Origin of the sequence: Clostridium hydrogenum, from assembly GCF_021432385.1 — a bacterium.
Taxonomy (GTDB): domain Bacteria; phylum Bacillota; class Clostridia; order Clostridiales; family Clostridiaceae; genus Clostridium_S; species Clostridium_S hydrogenum.
In genome coordinates, this window is sequence record NZ_JAEACT010000003.1 from 690,308 (window position 1) to 707,779 (window position 17,472).

At 33.3% G+C, this 17,472-nt stretch carries 8 protein-coding genes and 1 pseudogene; 1 reads left to right on the forward strand and 8 read right to left on the reverse strand.

Translation table 11 applies throughout. The features are described from left to right. The first annotated feature begins 274 nt into the window (after positions 1–274). Positions 275–4,579 carry a pullulanase X25 domain-containing protein gene (locus tag CUEA01_RS16370; RefSeq protein ID WP_234122774.1) on the forward strand — a complete coding sequence of 1,435 codons (4,305 nt, stop codon included), beginning with the start codon at positions 275–277 and terminating at the stop codon, positions 4,577–4,579. Positions 4,580–4,774: 195 nt separating this feature from the next. Here CUEA01_RS16370 and CUEA01_RS16375 read toward each other — a convergent pair whose 3' ends face one another. From CUEA01_RS16375 to CUEA01_RS16410, 8 genes and pseudogenes are all read right to left on the reverse strand, one after another. Then, the gene (locus CUEA01_RS16375) at positions 4,775–6,334 is read right to left on the reverse strand and encodes an AAA family ATPase (protein WP_234122775.1); all 1,560 of its coding nucleotides are present in this window, start codon (positions 6,332–6,334) and stop codon (positions 4,775–4,777) included. Positions 6,335–6,588: 254 nt separating this feature from the next. Beyond that, positions 6,589–7,965 carry an MATE family efflux transporter gene (locus CUEA01_RS16380; protein WP_234122776.1) on the reverse strand — a complete coding sequence of 459 codons (1,377 nt, stop codon included), beginning with the start codon at positions 7,963–7,965 and terminating at the stop codon, positions 6,589–6,591. A 419-nt stretch (positions 7,966–8,384) separates the two neighbouring features. Then, positions 8,385–10,049, reverse strand: a complete 1,665-nt coding sequence (locus tag CUEA01_RS16385; protein ID WP_234122778.1) for a glycoside hydrolase family 13 protein — start codon at positions 10,047–10,049, stop codon at positions 8,385–8,387. Between the two features lie 15 nt (positions 10,050–10,064). Next, positions 10,065–10,277 (reverse strand): annotated as a pseudogene (locus tag CUEA01_RS16390) (carbohydrate ABC transporter permease); the annotation flags it as partial. Positions 10,278–10,326: 49 nt separating this feature from the next. Then, positions 10,327–11,454 (reverse strand): glycoside hydrolase family 88 protein, encoded by a 1,128-nt coding sequence (locus CUEA01_RS16395; protein ID WP_234122780.1) that lies wholly within the window; start codon positions 11,452–11,454, stop codon positions 10,327–10,329. Between the two features lie 20 nt (positions 11,455–11,474). After that, positions 11,475–12,113 (reverse strand): lactate utilization protein, encoded by a 639-nt coding sequence (locus CUEA01_RS16400; protein ID WP_234122782.1) that lies wholly within the window; start codon positions 12,111–12,113, stop codon positions 11,475–11,477. Continuing rightward, the gene (locus CUEA01_RS16405) at positions 12,106–14,265 is read right to left on the reverse strand and encodes a glycoside hydrolase family 95 protein (protein ID WP_234122784.1); all 2,160 of its coding nucleotides are present in this window, start codon (positions 14,263–14,265) and stop codon (positions 12,106–12,108) included. Before CUEA01_RS16405 ends, CUEA01_RS16400 begins: the two co-directional genes overlap by 8 nt. Before the next feature lie 42 nt (positions 14,266–14,307). After that, positions 14,308–17,328, reverse strand: a complete 3,021-nt coding sequence (locus CUEA01_RS16410; protein ID WP_234122786.1) for a glycoside hydrolase family 2 TIM barrel-domain containing protein — start codon at positions 17,326–17,328, stop codon at positions 14,308–14,310. Between the last annotated feature and the right edge of the window lie 144 nt (positions 17,329–17,472).

Below are 17,472 nucleotides of genomic sequence, written 5' to 3' on the forward strand. Positions count from 1 at the left end.
CACATGCTCCTATAGATAAACCATTTCAACTATAAAAATTCATGTGTATCATAATGCCAAGAAGCCGGCATTTTGATACAAATAAATTTTAAGTTTCAAGGTGTTTTATCTTTAATACTAAATGACAAATAAAATAAAAAAATCATTATTTAAAACTTTTTATGTACTTATTGTAAATTTAAATTAAATGGTGTATTATATTTCTTAGTAAAACGTTTGCACTCATTTGTGCAACCGTTTGCATATCCTATATATTACAAGGGGGAATTAATTAATGAAAAAAGCCAAAAGAACAAAACTTCTAAGCTTTGTAGCAGTGTTTTTCTTTTTATTCAGCTTAATACCTAACTTAGGCACAAACATAAAAGCTGCTGAAAATGAAAACCTGCCTTCTGCTGACACCATTGTTACACTTGTAGGAGACTTTCTAAAGGCACAAGATATGGGAAATGACTGGGATCCTAAAAATACAGCTTCTGTTATGAATGTATTCCCAAATGGGGTATATGAGTTAACTGTTAACTTTAAAAAAGCTGGCAATTACAACTACAAAATTGCTCTAAATGAAAGCTTTGATGAAAATTATGGTGATAACTTTGCAAAGGGTGGTAACAATAAAGCATTAAATGTTACAAAAGCTGGCAAAGTTACTTTTAGAGCAGATTTTAAAAACAAAACATTATATGACTCAATAAATAATCCAGATAAATTTAAAAATACTGCCACCGTAACTGGATCACTTGCCCAAAGTGGTGGAAAGGATTGGACTCCATCTGATGATAGCTATGATCTTGATTACATTGGAAATGGTTTTTATAAAAAAAGCTTTGCCTTAAAGAAAGGAAATTATGAATACAAGGTTGCTTATGATCATAAATGGTCAAATGGAGAAGTTCAAGATAATGTAAAGTTTTCACTGGACAAAGATCAAACCGTAACCTTTATTTCAAATCCTGATTTAAATATATGCACTAATAGTATTTCATCTCCAGAGGTTTCTCTTATAGGTGAAATAAGAAATAAAGGAAATGACAATTGGAATGAAAAACTTCAAGGCTTTGAATTTTCACCATTAAACAATGATGGTGAGTATATTTATAGTTCTTTTATTCCTGAGGGTACTTATCAATATAAAACTTGTCTAAACTATGCATGGGATAACGCTATACCTAGTGGCGCTACTAATGACTCAATAAAAGTACCGACTGGTGGAAAATTTGTTGTTTTTATCTGCGACGTTAAAAATAAAACTGTGTATGATTCAATTAATGATGCTGATAAAGTTTCTACTGCACTAGGACTTAAAGTTGCCCCACAAAAATTGACAAGCCCTACTATAAATGACACTGGTACTGTAACTTTTTCATATAAAAATGATGACGCTAAAGAAGTATATCTTGCCGGCGATTTTACGAACTGGGAAAACAATAAAAAGCCAATGACAAAAGATCAAAATGGTACCTGGACAGTTACTTTAAGACTTGGAGATAGTGCAGCTGCCTATGCATACAAATTTATTGCAGATGGTAAGTATGTTACTGATCCATCAAATTCAAACATAGATAAAGCTGGAAATTCAACTTTTAGCTTTCCAAAATATTCAGGAAGAAAAATAACAGTTCCTGGAACCGAGCAAGTATATGCTGGCGGCTCAAATTGGGACCCTGCATCTGATAAAACCGTAATGTCCTATTTAGGAAACGGCATTTATTCCTTAACAGTAAAAAACATTCCTGCTGGAAGCTATGAATACAAAGTAGCTGCAAACGGAAGTTGGGATGAAAATTACGGTGCAGGCGCAAGATCAGGTGGAGATAATATAACAATGCTTGTTCCTTCCACTGAAGACATTACTTTCTTATATAATGATGATTCACATGTAATCGTTGACTCCACTAGCTACAAAAAAGTTGATGTAAAACTTACTGGCACTGGAATACCTGACGGTACTTATTTGAAGGATGACACACTCTCTGGAATTTATTCTGCAAAGGTTTCTCTTAAAAAGGGAGATTATAAGGATTTAAAATTAGTAATGCAAAATAAAGAAGTGCCTGTAGGCGAATTAAATGTAACCTCTGATAGAATAGTGACTATAAGTTATGATCCAAATACAGATATAGTTTTCAATGACTTGTCTGACAAAAAAATAAATACTGCTGCTTTATACTTTAACTCTAAACTCTCTGATTATAAAGCTCCTTATGGTGCGGTTCCTACAGGTTCAACGGTAACATTTAACCTAAAAGCAGCAAAGGGAGATTTAACTCATGCTTACCTAGTATTACAAACTCCAAATGGCACAGAAAAACTTGAAATGAAACTAGACGGTACTTTTGGAGATGGAAATGCTAAGTGGACTGCAACTTATACACCTACTGCCATAGAAATGGACAAATATTACTTTGTAGTAACTAATGGCTCAGATGTAAAAGCTTATGGCGATGATGATGGGTACTTTGGTCCAGGCGCACCTAATGATCTTGGAAAAGTAAGATTATATGATATGAATGTTTACGATAAAGATTTCAAAACCCCTGATTGGTTTAAAAATGCAGTAGTTTATCAAATATTCCCTGATAGATTTTTTGATGGCGATACTTCAAATGACACTGCTCAAAAAACTGCAAGGGGCAGCCTCGGCTATGAATTCTATAATGATTGGTATTCTATCCCTGAAGATCCTACTCTAGAATTTACGAGTGACGGAAAGCCTAATCCAGATTATAAAGGTACAAAGGGTGATGGTCAGTGGTCTAATGAAATATATGGTGGAGATTTAGCTGGAATACAAAAGAAATTAAATTATCTTCAAGCACTTGGCGTAAATGTATTATATCTAAATCCAATAAGTCAATCTATATCAAACCACAGATATGATACAACAGATTATCATAATGTAGATCCACTATTAGGTTCAATGGATAATTTTGTTTCACTTGCAAAGGAAGCTCATAAAAGAGGTATGCATGTAATTCTTGATGGTGTATTTAATCACGTATCTGATGATTCTATTTATTTTGATAGATATGGCAAATACATGGCTAAGGGAAAACCTATTGGAGCATACCAATATTGGTCTAGAGTTTATGATTTAATGAATTTAAAAGGTTTAAGCCAAAGTGATGCTGAGAAAAAAGTAACTGAAGATTTAGCATCTCAAGGAATAACAGATCTTCACTATAAAGATTGGTTTAATATAAGTAATAAAAAAATTGCAGCAGTTACTGGTGATCCTGAACACTATGACTACGAAGGCTGGGATGGTTATGATTCTATGCCGGTTATTCAAGCTTTAAATGGTTCAGAATACAATGTTACAACTTGGGCAAATGAGATTATAGACGGCCCAAATGCCAATTCAACTTATTGGTTAAAACAAGGTTCTGACGGTTGGAGACTCGATGTTGCAAATGAAGTTTCAGATGAAACCTGGAGACACTTTAGGCAAGCTGTTAAAAATGAAGGCGACAATGTAATCATAGGCGAAATTTGGACTGATGCTTCAAAATACTTGCTTGGAGATATGTATGATTCTGTAATGAACTACAGATTCAGAGGCCCTGTAATGAATTTTGTAAAAGGTACAACCGACGACAATACTACTAAATACAGTGCTGTAGATGCCATGAATGAACTTGAGACTATGAGAGAACAATATCCTAAAGAAGCCTTTGAAGCTATGCTTAACCTTGTGGATTCTCATGATACTCAAAGGATAATCTCAGCCTTTGATGGAGCTCCTAAAGGTACAAAATCTATAGCCGGTGATCCATCTGCTTCTGCACTTGCAAAAATGAAGATGATACCTCTTATACAAATGACCTACCCAGGTGCTCCTTGCATTTACTATGGTGATGAAGCTGGAATGCCTGGTGGTGATGACCCTGATAACCGTCGTGGAATGATTTGGGGTAAAGGAAATCAAGATTTAGTTGAATGGTATGCAACTTTAATTGCAATAAGAAAAAGTAATGCTGTACTAAGAACTGGTGATATATCGCCTATAACTGTTCCTGATGCTTACAAAGATGATGTTTTAGCTTATACTCGTGACGATCCAAAAGATCATGCTGTTATTGCTATAAACAGAAGAACAACCAGCATAAACTCAATTACACTAGCTGTACCTTCTGTACCTGATGGAACAAGACTTACAAATGCTCTTAATCCTACGGAACACTATACTGTAATTGACGGCAAGGTTACTGTAAATATTCCTGAACAATCCGGTGTAATACTTTTATCCGATTACAATTTAACTGGACTTAATCTAACAAACTTAAAAGATGCCTATGATCCAAGTTACATTGTACCTGTTAAAACTACACCTGTTACTCCAGGTAAAACTGGAAATGGAACTACAACAGGAAGTGGAAGTACTACAACAACCGGAAAAACAACGACAACTGGTAATAATTCTTCTTCTAGCTCAAATTCAGTTTCAAAAAATACTTTAGCTGTTCTTCCTAAAACAGGTTCAGCTTTAGATACTGTTTTACTTGTTGAAATTGGGTTTATAATTATACTAAGCGGTGCAGTTTGCTTGGTGATTTATAGAAAGAAAATATTGAAGTAGTTAAAGTGGAGATGGCTGGAAGGTCATCTCCATTTTATTACAATGGTTATCATTTACTTGAGATACAGTTCGCCGTACCATATTGCAACCCCTTCCCTTCATAAATCATATTTATCCTTACTTTCAAATTCAAATTTTCATCATAACTTTTTACACAAAAATATAGATAGACTAAATCAGCCTATCTAATAACTTCTATATTTCTTCAATTTTACAACTATGTTCTTTTCTCTTTGAGTCATAACATATTGCTACTGCTAATATCTTCTTATCCTCATTCTCTTTTCTAAACTTTTCTACATATTCTTTTTTTCTTATTTGATTTATTGCCACCTCTGGAATTTCATCCTTCTTAAGTTCAACTATAAAAGCAGTATCATTCTTTCTTCTAGGGTGAAAAGCAAAATCCGCGTATCCTTTTCCCGTTTTTTCTTCTCTTTCTATTCTATAGGTATCTCTAGCAGAAAGATACGCCAAAGTTAACACACATGATAAACTGTTTTCATCATTATACTGAAGTATTGGTATTTCTGAGTTGTGGACATCATGCAGTATCTCTTCCACAGTTTTTGTATCCCCATTAACTGTTGCTTTTAGCATTCTTTTCGAGCTTTCTAATATCTCAGAAACATAACCAAAGGATTTATCCTTTAATGCCTTTTCAAATTCCTTCATAAGTTCCTTGTTAGGTATTTTTAAATATCCATCATAATAGGATAAAAAACCAAGTACTATCATAGCGGAATATATTTCTTCTTTAGTTCTCGGCACTCCTTGCCCGGCTCTAAATTCCTCATCTATTATAATATCAATTTCCTCACCTGATACCATTTCTATAACATCATCTCTAATTTCTAGAGTATTGTATTTAAGATACTCTGCTACTTCGTCCATAGCACCAGTATTAGTCCAATAACTTTCACAATAGTTATTTTGAAGTGCTTTTACTACTGATCTTGGATTATATACTTTAACTCCTTTTGCAGTTAAATAGCCATTATACCAACTTTCTAATTCCTTAAAACTAATATTTTTATTTTTATTACAAAGCATCTTAACTTCATCTTCCGTAAATCCAAAATACTCATCAAAGGTTCTATCTTTTAAAAATGTAAACTCATCAAACATATTAAGTGCCGAACCACTAGAATACTTCTTTATAGGAAGAACACCTGTCATATATACTAAAGCTACATAAGACTGATCCTTTAAAAGATTTCTCAAAAACTCCAAAAAATTATTTTGATTTTCTAGAAAAAGATTGTTAGTGAAGATATAATCCCACTCATCTAAAACAAAAATAAATTTTTCCTGAGATTTTTCAATGATCCTCTTAAGACTGTCGCTATTACATATATCTTTTATATCAAAGGAGTCTACTAACTCTTTTTTTAATTCATTTATTATATTATTTATATACTCTTCATAAGTTTTCATATTATCAGGTATTTCATTGAAGGATATATTTATCACATTATACTTATTTAAATGTTCAATATAAGTTTCTGATTTGCTTATATTGAGTGTATCAAAAATTTCTTTTGAATCTACTGCCTTAGAATAATACGCTCCTACCATATTAAGGGCACTAGATTTACCAAATCTTCTTGGTCTAGTTACACATACATACTTATCAGAAGTTTCTATAACTTCACTTAACTTCTCAATAAGTAAAGATTTATCCACAAAATATTTGCTTCTGTATAGGTTTTTATAATTTTCTAAAGGCTTATTAGTATTTAAGTATACTGCCATCTCATCTTCTCCTTTCCATTTACTCGCCATAAAAACTATAATAATATATTTATTGGGCTATGTTTTAAATAAGTGTTGATTTTCACACTTATTTAAAACATAGCTTCCTTAAAAACTTCATCCTTAATAAGATATCCCTGCTTACAAAACTACCATTACATTTATTATAGCATAAGCCAATGATCCTTTTAATAGCATTGGCTTATTTCTCAATATTTAATCATATTCTATTTATTTGGGATCACTGTAACCCTTTATATATCTGCACTCTCACCCTTCGTAACATTACCCTTGCGAAGCTTAGCTCTAGCATAAAAGAAAATGCCTACCTGTCCAATTCCAGCCAATGCCCAAGTAACAGGGTAACATGCAAAAAGCACAACCTCTGTATGATACCAGTTAAAAATTGTAGCTAGCCAAATAATTCGCATAAGACAAGCACCTACTAGTGTAGAAATCATAGGTGATATAGAATAACCCATGGCACGTGTCAGTCCTGGATACACGTTCATCATGCCGCAGGTGAAGTATGCAACCATCATGACTTTAATACGCAAAATGCCAAGCTTAATAACCTCTGGATCAGATGTAAAAATCCCAAGCAGCTGTTTTGAAAAAATTACTGTTACACCACCCAAAATAATCCATGTGGCAAAAATTAATGCTGTACACACTTTTGCAATAGTATCAATTCGATTATATTTCTTTGCTCCCATATTCTGTCCAGTAAAAGAAATTGCTGCATTATAATAGGCATTCATTGTCGTACCCATATAGTTTTCAACATTGCTTGCAGCCGCACTAGAAGCAACCATAATAGATCCAAAAGAATTAACCGCTGATTGGATTAGTACATTTGAAATAGAGAACAATAATCCCTGCATTCCTGCTGGCAAACCAATTCTCACAATGTCTTTTAGCTTATGCTTATCAATACACATTTTACGTGGTATAAAACGTACAGCTCCCTCATATCTGCATAGGCACATCATAATAAGCACCACCGAGATATATTCTGAAATTACTGTAGCAGATGCCACACCAGCTACCCCCATATTTAGTACAATTACAAAAAAGAGATTAAATATTACATGTATTGTGCCAGCAATGATAAGATAGTACATAGGACGACGGCTATCACCTACAGCACGTAAGATAGCCGCTGCAAAATTGTATACCATGTTCGCAGGCGTACTGATAAAGTAGATTTTCATGTATATTGTAGACAGCCCGATAATATCCGCTGGAGTACCCATTAGCTTAAGGAGTGGCTTACAAAGTATGATACCCATAACCATGACAATCAATCCACCAATAATGCTAATGGCTATAGAGGTATGAACAGATCTACTTATATCAGCTTTACGCTCTGCACCACAATCCCTGGCTACAACAACAGTCGTACCTACTGATAACCCCATAAATAAAGTTATGATAAGGTTAATAAGTGAACCTGTTGCTCCAACTGCCGCTAATGCCTTACGGCCAGAAAAATGTCCTACCACCACCATATCAGCTGTATTGAACATCAGCTGCAATATATACATCGCCATAATTGGCAAAGCGAAGATAAATATCTTCTTGAACAACGGGCCGTTACACATATCTACGTTACGATTTTGAGAACTCATTATTATATTCGCTTCCTTTTCATTTGCTGTTTTGATATACTTTTAAGTTTCAATGTATTTTATTTTTAATCTATAAAATAAATTCATAATTTTCCATTGTTTATTTTAATACAAGCTATTTATTAATACAATGGCTAAAATAAACTTTCACCATTATATTGGCTCTAATGCTAGGCGCATTGAAAAATCACGCTGAATATTATTTCAACGTGATAATTATAATTTATCTGCTTCAAATCACTGCCGATTCCAATGCAATCCGCGCCACTTTTAATTTAGGTATTATTAACACTTTTCTTTGCTTTGCATAAACTACTATTTCTTGTTATATATTTTTTTAAATCTTGCAAATATTGAAGTAATAAAATAGGCTGTGCACTAATTTCTTAATGCACAGCAATTTCTCTGTAGTTTATTTCTCACATATTATTAATCAAATACACCCTAGCTTCATATGGTCTTAATTTAATTTTCTCAATTTCATAAGAATCAACATTATAATTTGAAATAAGTAGCTCATTTTTGTTATATTTTATATCCTCTGGCAAATCAAATTGAGGGCTTTTATCACTAAAATTACACATTACAAGCAAAGTTTCATTATTTAATTTTCTTAAATATGCATATATATTTTCATCCTCTTCAAGAATAAGCTCATATTTTCCGTAAGCTATAATTTCATGCTTTTTTCTCAAAGCTATAAGCTTTCTATAGTAATTAAACACAGAAGCTTCATCCCCTATTTCTATCTTTGCATTGATGCTTTTATAATTAGAATTTACCTTTATCCACGGTATTCCTTTTGTAAATCCAGCATTAGACGAGTCATCCCATTGAAATGGTGTTCTAGCATTATCTCTTCCTCTTTTATAAATTGCCTCCATCATTTCTTCTTTACTCTTCCTACCACTTCCGACATAATCCCTATATGCGTTAATTGTTTCAATGTCTCTATAATCGTATATATTTTCAAATTTAACATTTGTCATTCCAAGTTCTTCTCCTTGGTAAATATAAGGCGTCCCCTTCATCATATGGATACATGTAGCAAGCATTTTTGCTGACTCTACCCTATACTCTGTATCATTACCAAATCTTGAAACTGATCTTGGTTGATCATGATTACTTAAGTACAAACTATTCCAGCCTTCTTCCTCAAGTACATTTTCCCACTTTGACATTATTCTTTTAAATTCTTTTAAGCTGAATTCACTTTTCCCCCATTTTCCTTCTTCTCCATCGCCTATACCTACATGTTCAAATTGAAATACCATATTAAGTTCATTTCTATTTTCTCCAACAAATTTTAAAGCCTCGTAAGGATTTACACCGGGTGTTTCACCAACTGTCATAATATCGTAGTGACTTAAAACTTCACTATTCATATCTTTCAAATATCTATGAACCCTTGCTGAATTTATATTCACTTCATTTGAATTAGGCTTGTCATCACCATCTTCAATGTCCTTTGCTATTAAACTTATAACATCCATTCTAAAACCATCTATTCCTTTATCAAGCCACCACTTCATCATGTCAAAAACTTCTTTTCTAACTTCAGGGTTTTCCCAATTTAAATCTGTCTGCTTTTTAGAAAATAAATGAAGATAATACATATCTGTATTTTTATCATATTCCCAAGCAGAGCCGCTAAAGTAAGAACCCCAATTGTTAGGCGGTCCACCATTTTTACCATTTCTCCAAATATAATAATCTCTATATTTATTATTCTTTGATTTTCTACTTTCTTTAAACCATTTATGTTCATCGGAGGTGTGATTTACGACTAAGTCCATTACTATTTTTAGGTTTCTCTTATGCGCCTCCTCTAATAAAAGTTGAAAATCTTCCATAGTACCAAATTCCTTCATTATATCCTTATAATCACTTATATCATATCCATTGTCATCATTAGGTGATTTATAAATAGGAGATAGCCATATTATACCAACGCCAAGTTTTTTAAGGTAATCAAGTTCAGCAATTATACCTTGTAAATCTCCAATACCATCACCATTACTGTCTTTAAAACTTCTTGGATAAATTTGATACACAACGCTTTCTTTCCACCAACTTTTTTTCATTATATCAATCTCCTCTTATTGCTTAATTGCTCCTTTAGTAACACCTGCTATAATCCACTTTTGTGCAAATACATAAATTACAACTAACGGTAATAGCGCAAGAATATATGATGCAAATGCTAAATTATAATCCGTACTAAATTGTGATTGAAATACATATTGAACAAGTGGTAAGGTTTCTTGTTCTGGTTTTGTTAAAATAACTAAAGGAAGCATAAAATCATTCCAAGTTGTATATCTATACTGCCAAATTTCTATTATTTATTTTCCCACCTAATTACCAAAATAACATTTTCTCATTATTTAGTATTGAAATTCCCTCCACAAAAAAATAGTCTCCATAAATTAATGGAACATCCAAATTCTTTTGCTGCATAAAATGGCCGGTACCGTGTTTAAGCAAACCCTCTTCTTCCAAATCACCAGTTGTTGCACATTCAAGATACAAATTTTTAAGCATATTTTCTCCTTCATCTGCATAAAGTTCTGCCTCAAATTCCGAAACGTATTTTGATAAAAGTAAAAGCCCACAAGCTGCTATCGCTCCCGCTGAAGAATCTGGATAACGGTATTTTATACTTCCATCCTCTGGTAATCTAAAATCCCAAAGAGGATACTTTTTTCCTTGCATATTAGCCATAAAGTAATGTGCTACCTTTTTGGCTGCATTAAGCATTTCAACATTCTTTGTATACTTATAGGAAAGCGTAAAACCATAGATGGCCCAAGCACAGCCCCTTGACCATGCACTGTTAACATCGAATCCTTGTCCACCAGTTTTTTCTACAACTTCACCTGTTTCTGGATCAAATATAACCGTATGGTAAATCGAACCATCCTCCCTCACAAAATTGCTAAGTACTGTCTTTGCGTGCTCTTCAGCTAAATTTCTAAATCTAGGATCTCCAGTTTCTTCTGATGCCCAATATAGTATTGGAAGATTCATCATAGAATCCATAATAACTACTCCTCTATTATCATCATCTTTATTCCATGGATTCCATGCCCTAATAAAATTTCCTTTTACATTAAATCTTGCCATGAGCAAATTAGCTGCAAGTAAGGCTCTTTTTCTTGATTTGCTATTTCCTGTTATTTTATAGTTTGCTACACTTGTTAATGTCCACATAAATCCCAAATCATGATCTACTAATTCAACATCATTTAATAAATAATCCATTTTTTCTTCACAATTTTCTGCCGTAATTCTTAAACTTTCATTTTTGCTTTTAAGATAAACCCTCCACAAAATACCCGGCCAAAATCCTGCTGTCCACCACTGCGGACTTTCCAATACATAATGCTTATTTTTAACCGAATGCGGAAAACCTGCTCCTATCCTTTCATTATTTATATAAGTTTTTTGTTCAATAAATTTCCAAGCATCTTGTTGCCACTGATTCATAAAAAGCCCCCCCTAATCCCTTAAAACCCTAACTCTTCTGCAACCATGATTATTGTTATTCTATCTTTTTCTTTACGACCATTCCTTATTATTCCTGTATAATTACATACAGAACTTTGTGATTCACAATGCATACATCTGCCAGTTTCGGTGCAAGGAGCCTTATGATGAACTCTTGTTGCATTCATGGGTGCTATTTCTTCTATTCTTCTAAAAGCCTCATCCAAATTTTCTACAACTTTATTAGCACCTGCAACTATAATTACTTTTTTAGGTCCAATAATCATGGATGCAACTCTATTTCCTGACGAATCTGTGTTAACAAGTTCTCCATTTCTTGTTATTGCATTAGTACTTGAAACAAAATAATCTGATAATAACGATTGCCTATAAACCTCATATAATTCCTCATATGACATAGGCTTAAATCTATCAAAGAACTTGTATTTTTCACTTCTAAATTCTTCCGTCATTCCCATAGCTCCAAGAGTTTCTGATCCACCTACAGATATGCTCGCCCCTTCTGGTATTAAATTCAAAACTTTCTTTTTAGCTTCTTCTTTGTCTTCGGCATAATAGCTTACATATCCTTTATCCTTTAAAATTTCAACCATTTCTTTTGCTAATAGTTGATACTTTATTTTTTTATACTTATTCATGCTCGTTGCCTCCAATTAAAATATAATCTTCTAATTTTCCATTACGCCATTTAATGTCAATGCTTTTTCCATTTTTAATCCTCAAGCCTTTAACATAGCCTTCATCAAATTGCTTTGGTAAAGCAGGTAATATTTTTATTTTTCCATTTCTGTCTTGTACAAGCATGTTGGCAATCCCTGCAGTACCACCAAAATTGCCATCAATCTGAAAAGGTGGGTGAGCATCCCATAGATTATCATAGGTAGAACGTGTTAACAGAGTTTTTAAATATTTATATAAATTTTCACCATCTTCTAACATGGCAAACATATTTACAATCCATGCACAACTCCAACCAGTATATCCTCCACCATTTTCTAAACGCAGCATTAATGATTTTCGGCAGGCTTCTACTAACTTGTCATCATCTGCAAATATTTCTGAAGGAAAAAGTCCATATAAATGTGAAATATGTCTATGCCCTGGTTCATTTTCTTCAAACTCCTTATGCCATTCTAAAAGTTGTCCTTTACTTCCAATTTTAAATGGAGTAAGCTTTTTTAATATTTCATAAATATCATCAAGAATATCATCATCTATGTTCAATATTTTACAAGTTTTTTGAAAGTTTCCAAAGACTTCTCTTATAAGTTCTAAATCCATAGCTGATGACATTGCAACACAACTTGTTCCACCATTTTCAGTTTTAAATCTATTTTCAGGCGAAGTAGATGGACATGTAACATATTTTCCATCATACTCAAAAATCCAATCTATAAAAAATAATGAAGCTTCTCTTAATATAGGATAAACTGTATCTTTCAAAAAATTTTTGTCAGGATTATATTCATAATGCTTAAATAATTCGCTTGTTAGCCATGCACCTCCCATAGGCCACATTGACCATGTTACCGAGTTGCTACTTCCCCTATTCTCTCCATGTGCAATACCAGCGGGATTAGTACTGCACCAATAATCTGCATTATGATGATGTACAAAGCCTCTACAATTGTAATGAATTTTTGCCGTTTTCTTACCTTCTTCACAAATCTTTTTTACAAACTCAAAATAAGGCTCCAAGCATTCCTGCAAATTACAACTTTGAGCAGGCCAATAATTCATTTCTGCATTTATATTTGTTGTCCAATTGCTACTCCAGGGAGCTCTCAATTCCCAGTTCCATATTCCCTGTAAATTAGCTGGAAGGCTCCCCTCCCTTGAAGAACTAATTAAAAGATAGCGGCCATATTGAAAATACAGAGCATATAATCCATTATCCTTATTTCCTTTGCGTAAATTTTCAAGTCTTTCATTAGTTGGAAGTTTACTTTGTTCTCCAAGGTATAGTTCCACCTTATCATATATTGACCTATAATCCTTTATATGTGCAGCTTTAATTGCTTCATAGTTCATAATAGAACCAGCTTCATACTTCCCTGGCTTCACCGCAGAAAATGCAAATATTACAGTAGACGCATTAATAATATTGAGTTTGTCTTTCTCTTTTATAATTTCTCCATCAGAATAAAATACTCGCAATTCTGCTTCATATTCCATTCCTCTATGCCCTTGAATAATTGGATTCGCCGCTTCATTAATATATGATGGATCTACATGTTCTGGGCATTTGCCTTTTATTTTAATTCCTCTTTCAGAATATTCAGCACAATATTGTATTTGCGATTCATAAGAAACAGAAAGATTAATAGCCGATTTATCCGAGCTAACCTTCATAAATATAGCCTTAGCTGGATAGCTTGCAAAATATTCTCTTCGATATGATTTTCCATCTGTTTCATAAGTTATAGTTGCAATTGAATTATCTATTTCTAAAATCCTTTTATAATTTAAAACTTCTTTAGAATGGTGAAAATCTAATAATAAATCGCCTAAAGGCAAATAGCTTTCATTATATTCGCCTAGCATATTATCTTGAATAAGCTTCTCTGCCTCTTCATACTCTTCTTTTATTATCATCTGACGAGCTTTATCAAGATACTTAATGGCATCATGATTATTTTTATCATGATAATATCCAGACCATATACTTTCCTCATTTAGACCTAACCGTTCTCTTTCACTTCCTCCCCAAATCATAGCTCCAAGACTTCCATTACCTATAGGTAAAGTTTCTTCCCACTTTTCTGCTGGTTTAGTGTAAAACAACCTCATTTTAGATCAACTCCTTATTGTAAATTTTACATCTTTCATATATTATTCTTCTTTAAAAACAGGAGCTATCTTTAACTTAAATTCAAATTCTTTTTCCTCTAAGCGGTATTTGTTAAGAAGTTCTGGTCCACAAGAATTTGAACCTACACCACTCATTTTGTAATCAACATTAACAACAGTTTCTTTTCTCTTGTTAAGCTCATATGGATGCTGTGCAGCTGTTAAATCTTCTGGTGTATAGTGTGCTGCATTAAAAGAGAACTCAGAATTTCCTGTAAACTTAAGCCCCATACCCAATTTGTTGGATATAATAGCCCACTCTGTTCCGCATCTCGAACCATTTTCTTGAGGTACAAGATAGCTTTCAAACATTTCATCTACAGCCAGCAAATACTTTCCTTTCTTCACACTTTGCTTTTTATCTATATAATTTTCATGAGGTCCGTAACCAAAATACTCCACTTCTTCGGTGCCCTTTGGCATTATAAGTTGTAATCCAAAACGTGGAAGGAACTCAATTCCATCTCTAACCTTAGCCTTTATCTTAAGCGATATTTCTCCAGTTCCTTCTACAGTCCATAATGCTTCTCCGTAAAGAACTGGAAACCTACTATATCCACCAAGAGAAAAGTTCACAGTGATTTCCACAAAAGTACTTGAAGTATTAGTGATTTTTACATCATAAACATGTGTAACTGCTCTTTCATAACCTTCAGCTATCCATTTATCCTTTATGTTTCTATCATTATCTGTTGGTGCTCGCCATATATTAAACTTTGGCATCTCAGTAATCATATCAACATAATTCTTAGATATTTTTGTAAATGCTCCATCATAGATATCAAATACATGACAGAAATCAAAGCCTTCTATAGTAACTAAATTATCTACCTTTTTTACAGCTATTGGATAAGCACATTTTTTCAAGCTACTATGAATTTTTTCAACTGGTAACTCAAACTGTTCAAAAGTTATCTCATAGCCTTTTTCTGCCCAAAGCGTATCCTTCTTTTGAGTACAGCTTATTGTAAGAAAAAATCTGTTTTCTGATGCTTTTGGAATTTCATAGCCTAACTCATATACTTGCGATGCTTGAGGTGCTAAAGCAAGTTCTGTAATTTCTCCCTGCTGAACGGCTTGCCCATCTTTTTCAATTTTCCAACTCAATGCTATATCTGATAAATCAATAAAATCAAATAAGTTAGTAACCTTTATTGCACCTTTTTTTAAATCTTCAGCTTCTATTCTCACAGGTGCTATAACCTTTTTCAATTCAAGAAGCCCCGTATGAATTTTTCTGTCAGGATATACTAGACCGTCTAAGCAAAAGTTTCCGTCATTAGGTTTATCACCAAAGTCTCCACCATAAGCATAGAATTCCTTACCATCGAGTGTTTCTGTTTTTATTCCGTGGTCACACCATTCCCAAACACAACCTCCCATTAACTTTGGATACTTGAATATTACATTCCAGTAATCCTTTAAGTCTCCAGGACCATTTCCCATAGCATGACAATATTCACAAAGGAAAAGAGGTTTTTTGTTACCTTCATTTTGTGCATACTTTTCTATATATTCAGTAGAAGCATACATTCTGCTTTCCATATCAAGATAGGCTGTATCTGTGCTGCCTTTATACTGTTCTGCTGCTCCTTCATAATGAACTAATCTTGAGTTATCCCTATTTTTTGTCCATTTAGCCATGGCAATATGATTTATATCATACCCTGATTCATTTCCCATGGACCATATTATAACTGAAGGATGATTTTTATCCCTTTCCACTAGCCTTTGAGCCCTGTCCAAAAAAGATTTCTCCCATTTTGGATCTCTCGTAAGCAAATGAAAGGCTCCTTCTTTCCATTGGCCTGCATCGTTTACCCCATGGCATTCTAAGTCTGCTTCATCTACCACATAAAAACCATATTCATCACACAAGTTAAGGAAACGTGGATCATTTGGATAATGGGAAGTTCTTATGGTATTGATATTATTTCGTTTCATTAGCATAAGGTCTTTCTTCATATGATTTAAAGGAATAGTCTGACCAAGTTCTGGATGAGAATCGTGGCGATTTACTCCTTTTAGCTTTACAGCCCTTCCATTGATAATAAACACACCATCTAACACTTCGATTTTCCTAAATCCAATATTAAATAGGAGTACCTCATTTCCGCTGTAAACATATAATTTATACAAGTATGGATTTTCTGCATTCCATAGTATAACTTCTTTAAAGTTAAGCTGTATATTGTCTTTTCCCGCTATAAGCTTCTCGCCCTTTGCAACCCTTTGTCCCTGATTGTCCATAAGTTCTACTGTTATATTGCAGCTTCCTGCAGTTTCTATTTCACAATTTAACGAGGCTGCTTCAAAATCTTCTGACAATTCCTGTTTCGTAAATACATCTATAACATGAGCTTCATCTCTAGCAAGCAAATATACATCCCTAAATATTCCTGAGAAACGCCATAAGTCTTGATCTTCTAAATAAGTTCCATCACACCATTTGAGTACTAGTACCGACATTCTATTTTTTCCACTTCTAACGTAGTTTGTAATATCAAACTCAGCTGGCATCCTGCTACCCTGACTATAACCTACAAATGCTCCGTTAATCCAAAGATAAAAACAAGAATTTACCCCCTCAAACATCACATATTTTGATTTACCCTTCCAGTTTTCAGCTATATTAAATTCTCTCACATAAGTTCCAGCTGGATTTTCATTTGGTACATATGGTGGATCACACGGTATAGGATAGTTTGTATTTGTATACTGACACTCATCATAACCATTTACCTGCCAGCAAAAAGGAACTATAAGATTATCCCAATCGTTTACATAACTATCCTCATTATAGAATCCCTCATCTACTAATTTTACGCTTTTATAATATTTAAATTTCCAGCTACCATTTAAAGTCTTATAATAAGGTGATTCCCCTCTTTTCTTATTAAATGCGGTTTCTGCATCAGCATAAGGTATATAATAAGCTCTTGTAGTTAATCGGTTTACTTGCATAATATTTAAATCTTCCCAATATTTTTTTACATTTAACATCTATATCACCTCTACAAAGTTTTTAACACAAGACATTTATCTTAATTATATAGTTTGCCTAAGTTCATTAACATAAACTTTTTAACGCAATACATGTAGAAAATAACTATTTCTTCAATAGACACTTTAATGTAAGAATGCTAT

Excerpts from the sequence above, each read along its gene's own strand:
- CUEA01_RS16395 (WP_234122780.1), bottom strand. The coding sequence starts at position 11,454 with ATGAATCAGTGGCAACAAGATGCTTGGAAATTTATTGAACAAAAAACT.
- CUEA01_RS16375 (WP_234122775.1), bottom strand. The coding sequence starts at position 6,334 with ATGGCAGTATACTTAAATACTAATAAGCCTTTAGAAAATTATAAAAAC.
- CUEA01_RS16380 (WP_234122776.1), bottom strand. The coding sequence starts at position 7,965 with ATGAGTTCTCAAAATCGTAACGTAGATATGTGTAACGGCCCGTTGTTC.
- CUEA01_RS16370 (WP_234122774.1), top strand. The coding sequence starts at position 275 with ATGAAAAAAGCCAAAAGAACAAAACTTCTAAGCTTTGTAGCAGTGTTT.
- CUEA01_RS16400 (WP_234122782.1), bottom strand. The coding sequence starts at position 12,113 with ATGAATAAGTATAAAAAAATAAAGTATCAACTATTAGCAAAAGAAATG.
- CUEA01_RS16410 (WP_234122786.1), bottom strand. The coding sequence starts at position 17,328 with ATGTTAAATGTAAAAAAATATTGGGAAGATTTAAATATTATGCAAGTA.
- CUEA01_RS16405 (WP_234122784.1), bottom strand. The coding sequence starts at position 14,265 with ATGAGGTTGTTTTACACTAAACCAGCAGAAAAGTGGGAAGAAACTTTA.
- CUEA01_RS16385 (WP_234122778.1), bottom strand. The coding sequence starts at position 10,049 with ATGAAAAAAAGTTGGTGGAAAGAAAGCGTTGTGTATCAAATTTATCCA.